14 protein-coding genes are annotated in these 15,591 nt (G+C 70.4%); 6 read left to right on the forward strand and 8 right to left on the reverse strand.

Annotation, left to right across the window (positions count from 1 at the left end):
* The first annotated feature begins 27 nt into the window (after positions 1–27).
* Positions 28–1,008 (forward strand): tripartite tricarboxylate transporter substrate binding protein, encoded by a 981-nt coding sequence (locus CBM2588_RS04250; RefSeq protein ID WP_115679497.1) that lies wholly within the window; start codon positions 28–30, stop codon positions 1,006–1,008.
* Between the two features lie 66 nt (positions 1,009–1,074).
* Positions 1,075–2,790: an amidohydrolase gene (locus tag CBM2588_RS04255; protein ID WP_115679498.1), complete on the forward strand. Its 1,716-nt coding sequence runs from the start codon at positions 1,075–1,077 to the stop codon at positions 2,788–2,790.
* A 42-nt stretch (positions 2,791–2,832) separates the two neighbouring features.
* Here the strand turns inward: CBM2588_RS04255 and CBM2588_RS04260 are convergent, their stop codons facing one another.
* A complete protein-coding gene (locus CBM2588_RS04260) occupies positions 2,833–3,777 on the reverse strand; it encodes a LysR family transcriptional regulator (RefSeq protein WP_115679499.1) in 945 nt (314 codons plus the stop codon).
* A 79-nt stretch (positions 3,778–3,856) separates the two neighbouring features.
* Entirely contained in the window at positions 3,857–4,870 is a 1,014-nt protein-coding gene (locus CBM2588_RS04265) for a LacI family DNA-binding transcriptional regulator (protein WP_115679500.1), read from the reverse strand.
* Positions 4,871–5,082: 212 nt separating this feature from the next.
* Here CBM2588_RS04265 and CBM2588_RS04270 point away from each other — a divergent pair, with 212 nt between their 5' ends.
* Positions 5,083–6,024 carry a zinc-binding dehydrogenase gene (locus CBM2588_RS04270; RefSeq protein ID WP_115679501.1) on the forward strand — a complete coding sequence of 314 codons (942 nt, stop codon included), beginning with the start codon at positions 5,083–5,085 and terminating at the stop codon, positions 6,022–6,024.
* A gap of 6 nt (positions 6,025–6,030) precedes the next feature.
* On the opposite strand, the gene CBM2588_RS04275 is transcribed toward CBM2588_RS04270, so the two are convergent.
* Positions 6,031–6,414 carry a hypothetical protein gene (locus tag CBM2588_RS04275; protein WP_115679502.1) on the reverse strand — a complete coding sequence of 128 codons (384 nt, stop codon included), beginning with the start codon at positions 6,412–6,414 and terminating at the stop codon, positions 6,031–6,033.
* Between the two features lie 280 nt (positions 6,415–6,694).
* Between CBM2588_RS04275 and CBM2588_RS04280 the strand changes: the two genes are divergently transcribed.
* Complete coding sequence (locus CBM2588_RS04280; RefSeq protein ID WP_115679503.1) at positions 6,695–6,976, forward strand: hypothetical protein; 282 nt, start codon at positions 6,695–6,697, stop codon at positions 6,974–6,976.
* 5 nt (positions 6,977–6,981) lie between these two features.
* Here CBM2588_RS04280 and CBM2588_RS04285 read toward each other — a convergent pair whose 3' ends face one another.
* Complete coding sequence (locus tag CBM2588_RS04285; RefSeq protein ID WP_115708341.1) at positions 6,982–7,590, reverse strand: UdgX family uracil-DNA binding protein; 609 nt, start codon at positions 7,588–7,590, stop codon at positions 6,982–6,984.
* Positions 7,591–7,761: 171 nt separating this feature from the next.
* Between CBM2588_RS04285 and CBM2588_RS04290 the strand changes: the two genes are divergently transcribed.
* Positions 7,762–10,464 (forward strand): ABC transporter transmembrane domain-containing protein, encoded by a 2,703-nt coding sequence (locus tag CBM2588_RS04290; protein ID WP_115681385.1) that lies wholly within the window; start codon positions 7,762–7,764, stop codon positions 10,462–10,464.
* A gap of 30 nt (positions 10,465–10,494) precedes the next feature.
* On the opposite strand, the gene CBM2588_RS04295 is transcribed toward CBM2588_RS04290, so the two are convergent.
* Genes CBM2588_RS04295 through CBM2588_RS04310 form a run of 4 tightly spaced genes read right to left on the reverse strand, consistent with a single transcriptional unit; the run spans position 10,495 to position 14,577 of the window.
* Positions 10,495–11,403, reverse strand: a complete 909-nt coding sequence (locus CBM2588_RS04295) for a glycosyltransferase family 2 protein (protein WP_115679504.1) — start codon at positions 11,401–11,403, stop codon at positions 10,495–10,497.
* A 37-nt stretch (positions 11,404–11,440) separates the two neighbouring features.
* On the reverse strand, positions 11,441–12,199 hold the full coding sequence (locus tag CBM2588_RS04300; RefSeq protein WP_115679505.1) for a PIG-L deacetylase family protein: 759 nt from the start codon (positions 12,197–12,199) through the stop codon (positions 11,441–11,443).
* A 29-nt stretch (positions 12,200–12,228) separates the two neighbouring features.
* Complete coding sequence (locus CBM2588_RS04305; RefSeq protein ID WP_115679506.1) at positions 12,229–13,257, reverse strand: UDP-glucuronic acid decarboxylase family protein; 1,029 nt, start codon at positions 13,255–13,257, stop codon at positions 12,229–12,231.
* A gap of 48 nt (positions 13,258–13,305) precedes the next feature.
* Positions 13,306–14,577 (reverse strand): glycosyltransferase, encoded by a 1,272-nt coding sequence (locus CBM2588_RS04310; RefSeq protein WP_115679507.1) that lies wholly within the window; start codon positions 14,575–14,577, stop codon positions 13,306–13,308.
* Positions 14,578–14,964: 387 nt separating this feature from the next.
* Here CBM2588_RS04310 and CBM2588_RS04315 point away from each other — a divergent pair, with 387 nt between their 5' ends.
* Entirely contained in the window at positions 14,965–15,483 is a 519-nt protein-coding gene (locus tag CBM2588_RS04315; protein ID WP_115679508.1) for a hypothetical protein, read from the forward strand.
* Positions 15,484–15,591: the final 108 nt, after the last annotated feature.

Raw genomic sequence — 15,591 nt, forward strand, 5'->3', positions numbered from 1 at the left:
AGACACCAACGATCCGGGAGACCCCACATGAGATTCCGCCACATGCTGCGCGCCACGCTGGCCGCCGCCTTGTGCCTGCCGCTGCTGCATGGCGCCGCGCGCGCCGACAGCTATCCCGACAAGCCGATCCGCATGGTGGTGCCGTTTGCCGCCGGCAGCGCCACCGACCTGCTCGCGCGCATCGTCAGCGCCGAGATGAGCGCCTCGTCGAACATGCAGATCGTCGTCGACAACCGGCTCGGCGCCGGCGGCACCATCGGCACCGCGGTGGTGGCCAAGGCTCCCGCTGACGGCTACACCCTGCTACTGACCTCCGCCGGCCATGCGGTCAATCCCACGCTCTATCCGAAGCTGCCGTATGACACCACGCGCGACCTGAAGGGCATCTCCACGGTGGCGACCATGCCCTACCTGCTGGTGGTCAGCGCCTCCAGCCCGTACCGCACGCTCAAGGACCTGCTGGCCGCCGCGCGCGCCAGGCCGGACTCGGTCACCTACAGCTCGGCGGGCAGCGGCAGCTCTTCGCACCTGAGCGGCGAGCTGCTCAACGTGAGCGCCGGCGTGCAGACCCGGCATATCCCGTACAAGGGCGCGCCGGCGGCCATCACCGATGTGATGAGCGGACGCGTCGACATGTTCTTCGCCCCGTCGATCACCGCGCTGCAGTTCGTCAAGGACGGCAAGCTGCGCATCCTGGGCGTGGCCACGGCGGCGCGGGTGCCGTCGCTGCCGGACGTGCCCACCATCGCCGAGGCGGGCGTGCCGGGCTATGTGTTCGATGCCTGGTTCGGCGTGCTGGCGCCGGCGGGCACGCCCAGGGAGATCGTGGCGCGCCTGAACACGGCGATGCAGCAGGCGCTGGGCGCGCCGGCAACGCGCGACAAGCTGATGGCGCAAGGCGCCGAAGCCAAGCCGTCGACGCCGGCCGCGTTCGACAAGCTGATCGCCGCCGACATCGCCAAGCTCGAGCCCATCGTCAAGCGCTCGGGTGCGCAGCCGGGCCAGTAACGCCGCGGCACTGGCGCCCGGCGCATCATCCGGGCGCCGCCTCTTTCAAACCTAGGGAACATCGATATGCGTTGGATTGCACGGGGCCTGGCGCATGCCATGGCGGCGGCTTGCGTGATGATCGCGGCCGGAGGAGCACAGGCGCAGGCCGCCGCCGCGCCCGCGGACCGGATCCTGGTCAACGGCACGGTGCTTACCATGGACGGCGCGGATACGGTGGCGCAGGCCATTGCCATCCGTGGCGAGCGCATCGTTGCAGTGGGCACCAACCCGAACATCCGCCGCCTGGCCGGACCGGCCACCGAGGTGATCGACCTGGGCGGGCGCACGGTGATCCCCGGGCTGATCGACACCCATATCCACGCCATTCGCGGCGGCCAGAGCTATGCCTTCGAAACCTACTGGTACGAGGGCGAAACCACCAGCCTGGCTGCGGGCCTGGAACAGCTGCGCAAGACCGCGCTGGCGCGCGGCCCCGGCAAATGGGTGGCCGTGACCGGTTCCTGGCACCCCGACCAGTTCACCGAGAAGCGCGCGCCGACCCCGGCCGAGCTGACCGCGCTGCTCCCCGGCAATCCGGCCTACGTGCAGTACCTGTACGACTACGCGCTGGTCAACGCCAAGGCGATCGAAGTGCTCGAACTCGATCAGCCCGATGCGCTGCCGCCCGGCATCCGCATGGAGCGCGACCGCGACGGCCGTCTCACCGGGCGGGTCTTCGGCGCGATCCGGCCGCTGTCGGCGCTGTTCGGGCGCATCCTGGCGCAGAGCCAGGTCGACCCCAAGGCCAGCCTGCAAGCCTTCTTCGGCCGCCTCAACAGCCTGGGCGTGACCGCGCTGATCGACCCCACCGCCGGACCGGGCCCCGCGTACGATCCGCTGTTCGCTCTGTGGCGCGAAGACAGCCTGTCGCTGCGGGTCGGCTACCGCATCCCGACCATGGTCGCGGGCAACGAGGCCGAGTGGTTCCGCAACACGCTGGCCTACCTGCCGCCGCGCCTGGGCGACGGCAAGCTGCGCTTCCTGGGACCGGGCGAAATGCTGGTGTTCGGCATGGACGACGGCGTGAAGATGGGGCCCGGATTCCAGCCGTCGGCGAAGGACCGCGAGGAACTGCTGAAGGTTGCCACCTTCGCCGCCAGCCGCGGCTATCCGGTCGAGATCCACGCCTATACCGACGATGCCGCCAACGCCATCCTCGACGTGTTCGAGGAAGTGTCAAAACACCATGACCTGGGCAAGCTGCGCTGGGCCATGGCCCACCTGAACACCGGCAAGCCCGAGACCTTCCGCCGCATGAAGGCGCTAGGGCTGGCCTACACGGTGCAGATGGGGCCGTACTTCGAGGCCGGCGCCATCGGCCACGCCAATGGCCATCATGTGGCCGAGGCCGCGCCGCCGGTGCGGCTGGCCCTGCAGCACGGGCTGAAAGTGGCAGGGGGCACGGATGCCACGCGCATCGGTATCCCGGGCGTCTGGCGTGCGCTGGAGTTCCATGTCGGGGGCTATTCGATCGGCCGGGAAGTCCGGCGCAAGGATGAGTTCCGGCTGTCGAGGCTGGAGGCGTTGCGGCTCTATACCGCCAACGCGGCGTGGATTTCGTTCGACGAGGCTTCGCGCGGCACGCTGGAGGCGGGCAAGCTCGCCGATCTGGCGGTGCTCGACAAGCCCTACCTGACCGTTCCGGTTGAAGACATCCATCGCATCCGTTCGGTGCTGACGATGGTGGGTGGCAGGGTGGTGCATGGCGATGGGGGCTTCGCTGCGCGCAAGGAGCGATAGGAGCAGCGGAAGGGAAGACGTGCTTAACCGCGCCAACGCCCACTAAGAACCACCCCCGATCTCCCCCAACACCCTGCAATTCGGCCAGCTCCCAGCCATCGCCAACTCCGTCGCCACCCGCCTCAGCGTTTCCATCACAGCCAGCGTCGCCCGCGACGGCGGCCGTGCCGCGGCATAGCCGATCAGCCGATGCAGTTCGAGCCCTTGCACCGGCACGGCCTGCAGGTGTCCGGCCTCCAGTTCGTCCCGTATCGCCGCGGCAAAATGCACGGTCCACCCGAACCCGCGCGCTACCAGTCGCCGGGCTACCTCGATCGATTCCACCTCCATCGTCACCTGCAGCTCCAGGCCCTGGCGCGCCGCCAGCGCTTCCAGCGCCAGCCGCACGCCTGACTTGGGCACGCCGGTCAGGATCAATGGGAGGCCCTGCAGCTGTTCGATCGCCACCGGCGCATCGCCCAGCGCGGCATCGCCCCGCGGGCCGATCGCGCACAGGCTCTCCGCCACCAGCGGCACCGCCGAGACCCCGGGGCTCGACACCGGCCCGCTCAGCAGCGCGACGTCGAGCGTGCCTTGCAGCAGCGCATCCTGCAGCGCGGGAGCGAAATTCTCCACCAGGCGCAGGCGGATCTCCGGATACTGCTCGCGCAGTGTTTCGGCCAGCGGGATGAACAGCAGCGGCGCCAGCGCAGGCGTCAGCCCCACCGCAACCAGCCCGCGCGGCGACGCGGCGAGGTCGGCGATGTCCACCTTGACCTGGTCGGCGTAGCGCAGCAGGAAGGAGGCGCGGTCCAGCAGCACCAGGCCCTCCGGCGTGGGCGTGGCGCCGCGCACGTGGCGCTCCAGCAGGCGGACGCCCAGTTCTTCCTCGAGCAGCCGGATCTGGCGGCTGAGCGCAGGCTGCGCGATATGCAGCGCTGCCGAGGCGCGGCCGAAGTGCTGCAGCGTGGCCAGCACCTTGAAGTAGCGAAGCTGTCGGAGATCCATGTCGTAGCTCTACTGCCCAGATTTGTGCAATCGATTGCGCAAATCGTCGAAAAAAACGGCGCCCTTGCGAGCGCCAGCGTTACAGCGGCCGGGTCGAGCCCCGCACCACCAGTTCCGGTGCCAGCAGGGTCCGCGCCGTGGTGGTGATGCTGCCGTCCAGCGCGCCCAGCATCAACGCGGCGGCGCGCGTGCCCATCTCGTAGAACGGCACGCGGATGGTGGTCAGCGCCGGGGCCACCGCATGCATCAGCAGCATGTCGTTGTGCCCGACCACCGAGAGGTCCGACGGGCAGCTGCCGCCCGCGGCGTTGACGGCCGCATAGCAGCCCAGCGCCAGGAAATCATTGGCGGCCACCACCGCGGTGACGCGACGGCGCTGCGCCAGCAGTTGCGCGCACGCGGCCTGGCCGGCCGCTTCCGTGTAGGCCGGCGCGCGCACCACCGGGCAGTGGGAGACCGCCATACCCAGCTCCGCCACCGCCTGCAGGAAGCCCGCTTCGCGTTCGTGGCCGGTCGAGAGATTGCCCGGTCCGGCCACATGGCCGATGCGCCGGTGGCCCAGCGCGTGCAGGTGACCGACGGCGAGCGCCATCGCCTGCCGGTGGTCGCCGACAATGCTGGACACGCGCCCGGCATCGTCGCTGCGGTTGACCATCACCAGTGGCACGCCCTGCGCCAGGCAATGGTCCACCACCGGGTCGTTGCGCTCGGCGGTGGCCAGGATCAGGCCGTCGACCTGCCGCGCCAGCAGCTGGTCGACGATAAAGGTCTGGCGCGCCTTGTCGCCGCCGGCATTGGCGACGATAGGGATATAGCGGTGGCGGGACAAGGCGTTCTCGATGCCGAGCACGATCGGCGGAAACACCGGGCTGCCGATGTCCGGCACCACCACGCCGATGGTGCCGGAGCGCCGCGTGCGCAGCGCCGCGGCGATGCGGTTGGGCGAGTAGTGCAGGTCCTGCGCCGCCTTCAGCACGCGCGCCACCAGTTCGTCGCCAATGCGGTGCCGGGTCTGCGGGTTGAGCACGCGCGACACGGTCGACGGATGCACGTCGAGTGCTTCGGCAATCTGCTTGATGGTGGGCTTGCTCATCGCTATGTGCTACGTGCGGCAAATGGCGCGCCATACCGCCTGGTTATCGGGATACCGGCAAAAAGTGGATTGGACGCAAGATACCGGCGCTTCCTAGAATCGGCCCGGATGCGTGCAAGCTCGCGCTTGTTCGTGCAATCGATTGCATTGTAATCTGCCCGGCGCGGTCATGCCAGGCCATGGCCGGCCGGGCGTAGCAAAAGGAGACGGACATGAAGGCAGCGGTTTCGCTCGCCGGCCAGGCGCCGGTGTACCAGGAGTTCGACGAGCCGGCCGCAGGGCCGGGCAAGGTCGTGGTCGAGGTTGCGGCGGCGGCGCTGACGCGGCTCGACATGGCGATTGCCGAAGGCCGCCATTACCTCAAGCCAGGCGCGGGCCGCTTCGTGGTGGGGCGCGAGGGCGTGGGGCGCCTCGCCGATGGGCGGCGCGTCTACTTCAACGTCAATGCGCCGCGCGCGCCGTACGGGTCGATGGCGCAGCGCGCGCTGGTGGACCCGGCGCTCACCTTCCCGGTGCCGGACGGCATCGACGATGCGCGCGCGGCCGCGCTCGGCAACGCCGGCCTGGCGGCATGGCTGCCGCTGTCGTGGCGCGCCCGCATGCAGCCCGGCGAAACCGTGCTGGTGCTTGGGGCAACCGGCGTTTCAGGGCTGCTGGCCGTGGCCGCGGCAAGGCTGCTCGGCGCCGGCCGCGTCATCGCCGCCGGGCGCGATGTGCACGCGCTGCAGCGTGCGCGCCGGCTGGGCGCCGATGCGGTTGTGCCGCTCGACCAGCCCGGCGACCTGCTCGACGCCTACCGCAATGCGGCCGACGGCAGCGTCGATATCGTGCTGGACTACCTGTGCGGCGCGCCCGCCGAAGCCGCGTTGCTGGCGCTGGGCCACGGCGGCCGGCTGGTCCATATCGGCACCACGGTCGCGCCGACCATCACCTTTGCCGGCGCCGCCGCGCGCCAGGCGTGCTTCGACATCATGGGCTTTGCCTACTACCACTCGCCGATCGCGGCGCAGGCGCAGGCCTATGCCGAACTGTGCCGGCATACCGCCGCGGGGCGCATGGAGATAGATATCGTCGCCGAGCCGCTGGAAGCGATCGGGCGCGTGTGGGCGGCGCAGGCCCGCGGCGCGCGCCAGCGCTGCGTGCTGATGCCCTGAATAAAATCAGCGCGCCTTGGAGTCCGGCACGCGGGTCTGGTCGATCGAGGCCCCGCCGGTGCCCGTGCGCGGCTTGCCGTGCAGGCCGTCGCGGTCGACCTTGCCAGCGCTTTCCGAGGCCGGCTTGGGCTTGTCGCGGCCGGGCAGGCCGCCCGCGGTGTGCGGCTCCTTGGGCACGTCGCCGAGATCCCTGGCCAGCCCGCCCGGGTTGGTGGGCGTGGCGCCCGGCGTGCTGCCCGGCGCCACGCTGGCACCGGGCGGCGGTATGGTCTGGCTGCCCTTGGGACCCTTGTCGGTGCGCACGCCGGTTTCGGGCGGCTGCGCCAGGGTGCCGCCGGCGAGCGCGCACAGCAGCGCGACGGCCGCGGCGCGGGGGATGGTGGATCGCATCTGGATTCTCCTGTTGAACGCTGGCGTGCTGTCAAGCGGGGCATGCTGGTACTGCAAAAGCATTTGCCGGGCCATCTCGCATACCGCCGAGCGGGGCCGGGCGGAGCACCGGCGCAACGCACTTTCTACAAGCGCCGGCGGTTGTTACAAGGACGCGGCGACGACGTGCGCTGCGGTGCCGGCAGGCGCCGGCAGCGGCCGGGGCCAGAGCCGCGGGAACGGAAGTTGCGCGCACTTCAGCGTTGGCCCGCGATTGCGGCCCACCCTAAGCGGAGGCGTCATGAAACACAGCAAGCACGACACGTCGAACGATCCGGCGCTGGACCGGCGCCAGGGCCTGGATGACCGTGAACTGAAGGAAAACGCCGCGGACAACCAGCGCGCGCGCGAGCGCGCCCGTGCCGATTGGGAGCATGCGGCATCACACCGCAAGGATGACCAGCCGGCGCGCAAGCCGGACAAGGGCGGCAAGGGCGAGATGCCGCCGGGGGTCGGCGCGCGTGACCTGCACGATCCCGGCAGCCGCGATCCCGACGCGCCGCCGACAGTGAACCGGTCCTGACCCGGTCATTGCCTGGCCCCGCGCGCCAGCCGCGCGGCAGCCTGCAGACTGCGCACGATGCGGTCGAAGGCCGCGGCACGCGCCTCGTCGCTGCGCTGGCGCAGGGCAAACGAGGGGTGGTAGGTGGCGATCACCAGCCGCCCCTCGTGCTCGACCGGCGTCTCCATCATGCCCGCCAGCGTCACGCTCTTGCGGCCCAGCACCGCGCGCGCCGCGGTGGCGCCGAGCGCCACCACCACCGCTGGGTGCACTTTCTCCAACTCCCGTTCCAGCCACAGGTTGCAGGCCTCGATCTCCTGCTGCGCCGGCGATTTGTGCAGGCGGCGCTTGCCGCGCCACTCGAACTTGAAATGCTTGACCGCGTTGGTCATAAAAAGCTTGTCGCGGTCCAGGCCGGCGGCCTGCAGCGCTTCATCCAGCAGGTGCCCGGCCGGCCCGACAAAAGGCGAGCCTTGCAGGTCTTCCTGCGAACCCGGCTGTTCGCCCACCAGCATGATCCGCGCGTGCGCCGCGCCGGCGCCGGGCACGCCCTGGGTGGCGTTGCGCCACAACGGGCAGCGCCGGCATTGGTTCAGTTCGCCGCGGCTGACAGGGGGCTTGTTGCGCTCGGGCATGGCGGATGGCGGTGACGCAGCGCGCGAGCGCTGCTGCCGATGCGCTGCAGGTTTCGCGCCATGGTGCCGCGTTGCGATCGGTATGGAACTTGCCTTCTCCGAGGATCGCGCGCCGGCCACGCCATGCGTGCCTTGCCATGCCGCACCGAACGCCTGACGCCTGAACCGCGCATGCCCCAGACCAACCGTCCCGCCTCCCGCCGCCGCATCGCCGCCGAACTGTTCCGCGCGATCTGGCGCTTCCGCGCGCGCGTGCTGGTCGCGGTGACGCTGCTGCTGCTGGCCAAGGCCTGTGCCGTGGCGGTGCCGCTGATGCTGAAGCTGGTGGTCGACGAGGTCACGCCCGCCGCGGCCGGCACCGATGCAGCGCGCCTGGGGTTGGTGGCGATGCCGGTGTTCCTGGTGCTGGCCTATGCCATCCTGCGGCTGCTGGGCAACGCCTTCAGCGAACTGCGCGACGTGGTCTTTGCCTACGTCACGCAGAGCACGGTGGCGGGCTTCATGGAACGCGCCTTCGCGCACCTGCATGCGCTGGGCGCGCGCTTCCACGCGCAGCGCGCCACCGGCAGCGTGATCCGCGACCTGGAGAAGGGCACCGCGGCGATCGGCTTCCTGCTGGGCGTGGCGGTCTTCACCATCGTGCCGACGCTGATGGAGATCGTGTCGGTACTGGCCATCATGATCGGCGCCTATGGCGCGGCCTTCGCCGCCATCATCCTGGGCGTGTTCGTGCTGTACGCCGGCTTTACCTATGTCTTCACGCAGCGGCGCATGCGCGTGCAGCGCCAGGTCAACGCGGTCGAGGCCACCACCAACAGCAAGGTGGTGGACAGCCTGCTCAACTACGACACCGTCAAGTTCTTCGCACGCGAGTCGTTCGAGACCCGGCGCCTGTCCGAGATGCTGCAGCGCTGGATCGGCATCAGCGTGGAAAACCAGTATGCGCTGTCGGCCCTGCATATCGGGCAGAGCGTTTGCATTGCGGTGGGGGTAGGCGCGGTGATGCTGCTGGCCACGCAGCGGGTGATCCAGGGCTCGCTGTCGGTGGGCGACCTGGTGCTGATCAATGCCTACATCATCCAGGTGGTGCTGCCGCTCAACACGCTCGGCTTCATCTTCCGCGAGTCGAACGACGCCATGACCAACGTCGAGCGGCTGTTCGCGCTGCTCGACGCGCACGGCAAGCCCGGCGAGGACAGCGACGCCCCGGCCGCGCGCCCGCTGCGCGTGAGCCGCGGCGAGATCGTGTTCGACCGCGTCAACTTCAGCTATGACCCCAGCCACCAGACCCTGTGGGACGTCAGCTTCCGTGCCGGCGCCGGCCAGACCGTGGCGGTGGTCGGCGGCAGCGGCTCGGGCAAGTCGACCCTGGCGCGGCTGCTGTTCCGGCTGTACCAGCCCGACAGCGGCAGCATCAGCATCGATGGCCAGGACCTGCGTCTGGTGACCCAGCGCAGCCTGCGCGAACTGATCGGCATCGTGCCGCAGGACACCATCCTGTTCAACGACACCATCGCCTACAACATCGGCTATGGCCGCGAAGGCGCCACCCGCGCCGACATCGTCGCCGCGGCGCGCGCGGCGCAGCTCGACGCGTTTATCGACCGCCTGCCCGACGGCTACGAAACCCAGGTGGGCGAGCGCGGCGTGCGCCTGTCCGGCGGCGAGCGCCAGCGCGTGGCGATTGCGCGCGCGATGCTCAAGCGCCCGCCCATCGTGGTCTTCGACGAGGCCACCTCGGCGCTGGACACGCGCTCCGAACGCGCGATCCAGCAGGAGCTTTCCGCAGTCGCGCGCGGACGCACCGCGCTGATCATCGCGCACCGGCTCTCGACCATCGTCGATGCCGACCGCATCCTGGTGATGGAGCACGGCCGCATCGTCGAAGACGGCAATCACGCCACGCTGCTCGAGCGTGGCGGCATCTACACCCAGATGTGGCAGTTGCAGCAGCAGCAGCGCGAGCTGGAACGCGCCGAACGGCGCCTGGCGCTGCAGCCGGTGCGCCTCGAGATCCTGCTGGCCAGCGTGGTCGACGGGCTGCGCGAGCTGATCGCCGAGCGCCATGTCAACCTGTTCACGGTGCAGAGCGAGTCGGAGCTGCGCGTCACCGGCGATCCGGGCGTGCTGCAGAAGGCGATCTGGGAGCTGTGCCAGCACATGATCGCCACCATCGAGCCGGGCGGGCGGCTGGAACTGCGGCTCGAGCGGCTGGACGGCCAGGCCGGCCTGCGGCTGTCCGCCACGCCGGGCGATTTGCCGCTGCCGGACGTGCAGGGCCTGCACGAATGGCTGGCCGAGCACGGCGTCACGCTGACTGCCGACGGGCCCGCGCACGCCTACCAGCTGCTGATGCCGATGCGCGCCGTGCAGGAGGCCGAGCCGCGCCGCGCGCTGGACGCCACGCCGCACGCCGAGCCCGCACCCGAGGCGCCCGATGCACAGGCGCTCAAGGGCCTGCGCGTGCTGCTGCTGGACGACGACGAGCCCACGCGCGAGGTGCTGAGCGCCTCGCTGGAAGACTACGGTGCCCATGCGATTGCGCAGCAGCGTGGCGATGACGTGGTCGCGCTGCTGGCGGGCACGCATCCCGGCCAATGGCCACAGGTGCTGCTGTGCGACCTCGCGCTCGACGAGGAAGACGGCTACACCGTGCTGCGCCGGGTGCGACGGCTCGAGGCGCAGATGCAGGTGCCGCTGGGCAAGCGCATGACCGCGATCGCGCTGTCCGGGCACGCCGAGCCGCAGGACCGCATGCGCGCGCTGATGGCAGGGTTCCAGCTGCACCTGTCCAAGCCGGTGCGGGTGGGCGAGCTGGTGGCGGCGATCCGTTCGCTGGCGATGCGCTCCGCGCAGGACGCGCAGCAAGCGTAGCGCGGCCACATTGACCGCAGCGGCCGCGCCTCAGGCGGGCGGCTCGCGCAAGCGGCTGCGCAGCTTCAGCACTTCCGCCGGGATCACGCGGCGCTCCTGCCATACCCACGGCATGCCGCCGAGCACCTCGGCCAGGCCGCGCCATCCCTGGCAGCGCCACAGCTGCGGCAATGCCGCCGCGGTCTCGCCCAGCGCCACCTGCCAGGGCAGCCGCAGCCACGCGGACCAGATCGCATTGCGCGCCAGCAGCGAGCGGCGCTGCGCGGGGTTGCGCAGCGGGCTGGGATGGTGGTGCACCACCAGCTGCGGCGCATACACCAGCTGCCAGCCATGCGCGGCCAGGTCCAGCGCCAGCAGCGTTTCCTCGCCGCCCAGGAAGAAGCGCGGGTGATAGCCGCCGGCCTGGCGGAAGGCATCGGTGCGGAACGCGGTGGCGCCCGCCATCAGGCCCAGGATCGCGCGGCCCGGCAGCATCGCCGAGGGCAGCGGGCTGGCCGCCATGCGCGCGCAGGTCGGGTCTTCGCCGCGGTGTTCGCCCACCAGGATGCGCGCCGTCAGCGCGGCCACGCGCGGATGGCGCTCGAACATGGCGCAGGCCGCCGACAGCGATCCGGGCGCCCACCAGCAGTCGTCGTCGCAGAAGGCGACATAGCGGGTGCGGGCCCAGTCCGCGCCCAGGTTGCGGCCCGCGGCGCCGAGGTTGCGCGCGCTGCGCAGCAGCGCGGCGTGCGGGAATTCGTTGCGCACCATGGCGGCGGTGCCGTCGTCCGAGGCGTTGTCGACCACGGCGATGGGCGGGCGTTCCGGCAGCGCGCTCAGGCGCGCCAGCGCGGTGCGCACCGAATCGCGCCGGTTGTGCGTCAGCACCACCACGCTGATATCGCAAGCGCGGGTGCGCGGAGAAGCGCGGGAAGCGGAAGCGGTGGCTGGTATCGGCATGGCTGTTGGCAGAACTCAGGCAGAACTCAGGCAAGCCTCAGGCGGGGGCGGCGCCGGCCGGCTGCAGCATCCAGTAGCGCTCGGGTGCGCACAGGTCGCACAGCCGGTCTTCGCTGAACAGCTGCAGCTGGCTCTGGTAGGCGTTGAGCGCGTAGCTCTTCTGCGTCAGGTACTGCGCCACCGGCAGGTTGACGGGCGTGGCGCACAGGCCGCTGTCCCGGCATTGCACCAGCCGCTGCTGCAGCAGGCCCGGCATGCGGCGGTAGATCGCGTCCTCGTAATAGAGCCACTGCACGGGCGGCGGCGCGGCGGCGGGTGCGGCGGCCGGCCCGTTCCATGCCGGGCCGCGCGCGTGCGCGGCCAGCATCAGCAGCCGGCAGGCGTCATGCACCAGGGCATGGTCGGAATGGAACAGCCCGAGCGGAGCCACCACCACGCCCTCGGTCTGCGTCAGCAGCACGGTGTGCAGCGCGTCGGCAAGCTGTTGCGCGGTATAGCGGCGCCCGTACTGGCTGTCCCAGAACTCCAGCCACACCGCGTGCGCGCCCAGCATGGTCAGCGCGTGGTTGTCTTCGCGGCGGCGCGACAGCACCGCCTGCTCGGCGCTGGCGAAGCCGGCGGCCTGGTCCCAGTCGGGCGACGCCATGTCCGCCGGCGGCACGCCCGCGAACACCGTCACCACGCGCGCCGCGCGCGCGGCCGCGATCAGCCCGCCACAACTGAACACGGCATCGTCCAGATGCGGCGAGATCACGGTCACCGCAGCGGCGAGATCGACCACCATCGCCGTGCCCATGCCGCCCCCTCGCGCGCCCCGGTACGCCGTCAACTGAGCGCGGCACGCGCTTCGCGCGCGGTGGCGGACACCGGCACCACGTTGCCGGGCGCACCCTCGGCATGCGCCTGCGCGGCCAGCCGCGCGGCAAAGTAATCGACGGTGCGGCGCAGGCCGTCTTCCAGCGCGGTGTGCGGCTCCCAGCCCAACAGCTGGCGCGCCAGCGTGATGTCGGGGCAGCGCTGGTGCGGGTCGTCGGCCGGCAGCGGCCGCATCTCGATGCGCGACGGCGAGCCGGTGGCGCGCAGCACCGCCTGCGCAATCTCCAGCATGGTGCTTTCGCGCGGGTTGCCCAGGTTGACCGGCGTGCCGCTGGCGGGGGCTTCCATCAGCCGGACCAGCGCGTCAACCATGTCGTCGACATAGCAGAAGGCACGCGTCTGCGCGCCGTCGCCGTAAACCGTCAGCGGCTGCCCCGCCAGCGCCTGGGTGATGAAGTTCGAGACCACGCGGCCGTCGGCCGGATGCATGCGCGGCCCGTAAGTATTGAAGATGCGCGCGATGCGCACGTCCAGCCCGTGCTGGCGGTGGTAGTCCATGAACAGGGTCTCGGCGCAGCGCTTGCCTTCGTCGTAGCAGGAGCGGATGCCCACCGGATTGACGTGGCCCCAGTACCCTTCCTGCTGCGGATGATGCTCGGGGTCGCCATAGACTTCGCTGGTGGAGGCCTGCAGGATGCGCGCCCTGAGCCGCTTGGCCAGTCCCAGCATGTTGATGGCGCCGTTGACGCTGGTCTTGGTGGTCTGCACCGGGTCGTGCTGGTAGTGCACCGGCGAGGCCGGGCACGCGAGGTTGTAGATCTCGTCGACCTCCACATACAGCGGGAAGGTGACGTCGTGCCGCAGCAGCTCGAAATTGGTCCGGCCCAGCAAATGCGCGATGTTCTCCTTGGTGCCGGTGTAGAAGTTGTCCACGCACAGCACGTCCTGCCCGGCACGCACCAGCCGCTCGCACAAGTGCGAGCCGAGAAATCCCGCGCCGCCGGTAACCAGGATGCGCTTGCGATCGCTTTCCTTCATTTCCGTTCTCCTTGCATTGCTTGCTCGTGCCGGCCGGTCGAGTCCGCATCAGGCCGCGACACGGCGGGCCCCGGCCTGCAGTGCCGGCTCCCCGGCGCAGACGTGCGCATAGACCGCCTCCATCTGCCTGGCCACGCCGGCCCAGGTGAAATGCGCCTGCGCGCGGCGCCGGCCCGCTTCGCCCAGCTTGCGCGCCAGCGCAGGGTTGGCGGCCAGCTGCGCCAGCCGCGCCGCCAGCGCCGCCGGCGCCTTGGGCGGCACCAGGAAGCCGGTGTGCCCATCCACCACGGTGGAGCGGATGCCACCGACGTCGGCGCCGATCACCGGCGCGCCGCACGCCATCGCCTCCACCGGCGTGATGCCGAAGGGCTCGTACCACGGCGTGGTCACGAAGACATCGGCGGCGCTGTAGAACAGGCGCAGGGTGTCGCGCCCGCGCCGGCCGGTAAACACCACGCGTTCGGCCACGCCCTCGGCGCTGGCCACGTCCTGCAGCCGGCCGATTTCCGGCGTGGCCTGCACGCTCGGCTGCTCGGCGTTGCCGCCGACCACGTACAGGGTGGCGTCGAGGCCGGTGTCGCGGCGCAGGCAGCCCAGCGCGCGGATCACGTTGTCGATGCCCTTGCGCGGCACCAGCCGCCCCAGCTGCAGCACGCGGAAGCCATGCAGCGGCCAGCCCAGTGCGCGCCGCGCCGCGTCGCGCGGCACCGGCGCGAACTCGGCCGCATCGAAGCCGCACGGCACGGTCTGCACGCGCGCGGGATCGGCGCTGTAAAGATTGACGAGGTCGTCGCGGTCCTGCGGACATTCCGCCACCACGCAGTCGGCCTCGCGCACCAGCGTGTCCTCGATGCCGAAGCGGTCGTCGGGAAAGCCGTCGGTGCTGCCCTGGTGCAGCCTGCGCACCTTGCCCAGCGCATGGAAGGTCATCACCAGCGGGATGCCGAGCGTGTGGCGCGCGCGCAGCGCGGCCAGCCCGGACATGAAGAAGTTGGCATGGAGCACGTCGTAGCCGGTGGCATCGCCGCGCACGAAGTCGGCCAGGAACGCGCCGAAGTCTTCCATATAGGGCAGCAGCTGTTCTTTCGGGATCTGCACCGGCGGCCCCGCCGTGACGTGGATCACGCGCACGTTGGGCGCGAACGCCACCACCTCTGGCAACAGCGCCTTGTCGCGCCGCGTGAAGACATCGACCTGGTAGCCGCGGCTGCCAAGCTGTCTTGCAAGATGCGCCACATAGATGTTCTGACCGCCGCAGTCGGTGCTGCCAACGCTGGCGAGTGGCGAGGCATGTTCGCTGATAAGCGCGATCTTGCGCATGGTTGGCTCCGGTGGTTTGCCGCCGTGACCGCGAACGCGGGCGGTATGGAGGTGGTGGCCCTTGCAGCTAGCGTGCCATCGCCCCTGTGCAAATATTCCGGCGATAAACACCTCGGGCGGGGAACCGAAGCAGAAGCGATATAGCGGTTCTCGAGGGGCCAGGCTCACCGCATTGCGAAGAAGACGCACGACAGCCTGTGCACGCGCGCTTTAGTCATTCTTACGCCGCCGCTTTGTAATTTGCGCTTACCGATCCTGGCGGTTGGACGCTAGCCAGAGCAGGGTTGCAACCGGCCCGATGTTTGCTGTGTCGATGACTCCGATGCAAGCCGCGCTGCACGCGATGCCGGCGCGGCGTGCCTTCCCAAACCATCGATGGAGCTGCCCATGGCACCCAACCCGGATGCGGGCCAGGCGCCCCGCGCCTCCCATGCCGGCGCCAGCCGGTTCAGCGATCCCGCCGCGGCGCGGCGTGCGGTCGAGCTGGCGCTGCCAATGCTGCAGGCCTCGCTGCGCGACAAGGCCGTCGGCGAAAGCGGCTGCATGCATGTGGTCGTGATGGATCCGACGCTGCAGCCCGGCGATTGTGCCTTCGAGGAAGCGATCCTCTATGAGCATTCGCTGCCGTCGCGCGAGTCCTGGGATGCCGACTACAGCCGCTACGCGCGTGCCAAGGCCAGCCTGAGCTGGCGCACCGGCATGGCTAGCGGGCAGGTGGTCCACTGCAGCCCGCACCGGCTGCGCAGCGACGACACCCTGCTCGGCGGCGCCGCCGTGGTGGATGGCATCGTGGTCGCCGTCAGCGGGGCCAACGCGTGGTACGACGAGGCCTTTGCCGGCTGCGTGGCGATGCTGCTGCGGGCGGTGGCGCAAGGGGCCTGCATGCACGCGCAGCCGGCTGGCTGATCCGGCAGCCGCGTATCGCCCGACTGTTGGCACACATTTCGCACTGGCAGCAAGCCTGCGCACCTGGCCATGCCTGTCCTGATCGCGGCATGGGGCAGCCGACAAGGT

Origin of the sequence: Cupriavidus taiwanensis (genome assembly GCF_900250075.1) — a bacterium.
Classification (GTDB): domain Bacteria; phylum Pseudomonadota; class Gammaproteobacteria; order Burkholderiales; family Burkholderiaceae; genus Cupriavidus; species Cupriavidus taiwanensis_C.

Excerpts from the sequence above, each read along its gene's own strand:
- CBM2588_RS04305 (WP_115679506.1), bottom strand. The coding sequence starts at position 13,257 with ATGAAGGAAAGCGATCGCAAGCGCATCCTGGTTACCGGCGGCGCGGGA.
- CBM2588_RS04275 (WP_115679502.1), bottom strand. The coding sequence starts at position 6,414 with ATGCGATCCACCATCCCCCGCGCCGCGGCCGTCGCGCTGCTGTGCGCG.
- CBM2588_RS04250 (WP_115679497.1), top strand. The coding sequence starts at position 28 with ATGAGATTCCGCCACATGCTGCGCGCCACGCTGGCCGCCGCCTTGTGC.
- CBM2588_RS04280 (WP_115679503.1), top strand. The coding sequence starts at position 6,695 with ATGAAACACAGCAAGCACGACACGTCGAACGATCCGGCGCTGGACCGG.
- CBM2588_RS04310 (WP_115679507.1), bottom strand. The coding sequence starts at position 14,577 with ATGCGCAAGATCGCGCTTATCAGCGAACATGCCTCGCCACTCGCCAGC.
- CBM2588_RS04315 (WP_115679508.1), top strand. The coding sequence starts at position 14,965 with ATGGCACCCAACCCGGATGCGGGCCAGGCGCCCCGCGCCTCCCATGCC.
- CBM2588_RS04290 (WP_115681385.1), top strand. The coding sequence starts at position 7,762 with ATGCCCCAGACCAACCGTCCCGCCTCCCGCCGCCGCATCGCCGCCGAA.
- CBM2588_RS04300 (WP_115679505.1), bottom strand. The coding sequence starts at position 12,199 with ATGGGCACGGCGATGGTGGTCGATCTCGCCGCTGCGGTGACCGTGATC.
- CBM2588_RS04270 (WP_115679501.1), top strand. The coding sequence starts at position 5,083 with ATGAAGGCAGCGGTTTCGCTCGCCGGCCAGGCGCCGGTGTACCAGGAG.
- CBM2588_RS04265 (WP_115679500.1), bottom strand. The coding sequence starts at position 4,870 with ATGAGCAAGCCCACCATCAAGCAGATTGCCGAAGCACTCGACGTGCAT.
- CBM2588_RS04295 (WP_115679504.1), bottom strand. The coding sequence starts at position 11,403 with ATGCCGATACCAGCCACCGCTTCCGCTTCCCGCGCTTCTCCGCGCACC.
- CBM2588_RS04255 (WP_115679498.1), top strand. The coding sequence starts at position 1,075 with ATGCGTTGGATTGCACGGGGCCTGGCGCATGCCATGGCGGCGGCTTGC.
- CBM2588_RS04260 (WP_115679499.1), bottom strand. The coding sequence starts at position 3,777 with ATGGATCTCCGACAGCTTCGCTACTTCAAGGTGCTGGCCACGCTGCAG.
- CBM2588_RS04285 (WP_115708341.1), bottom strand. The coding sequence starts at position 7,590 with ATGCCCGAGCGCAACAAGCCCCCTGTCAGCCGCGGCGAACTGAACCAA.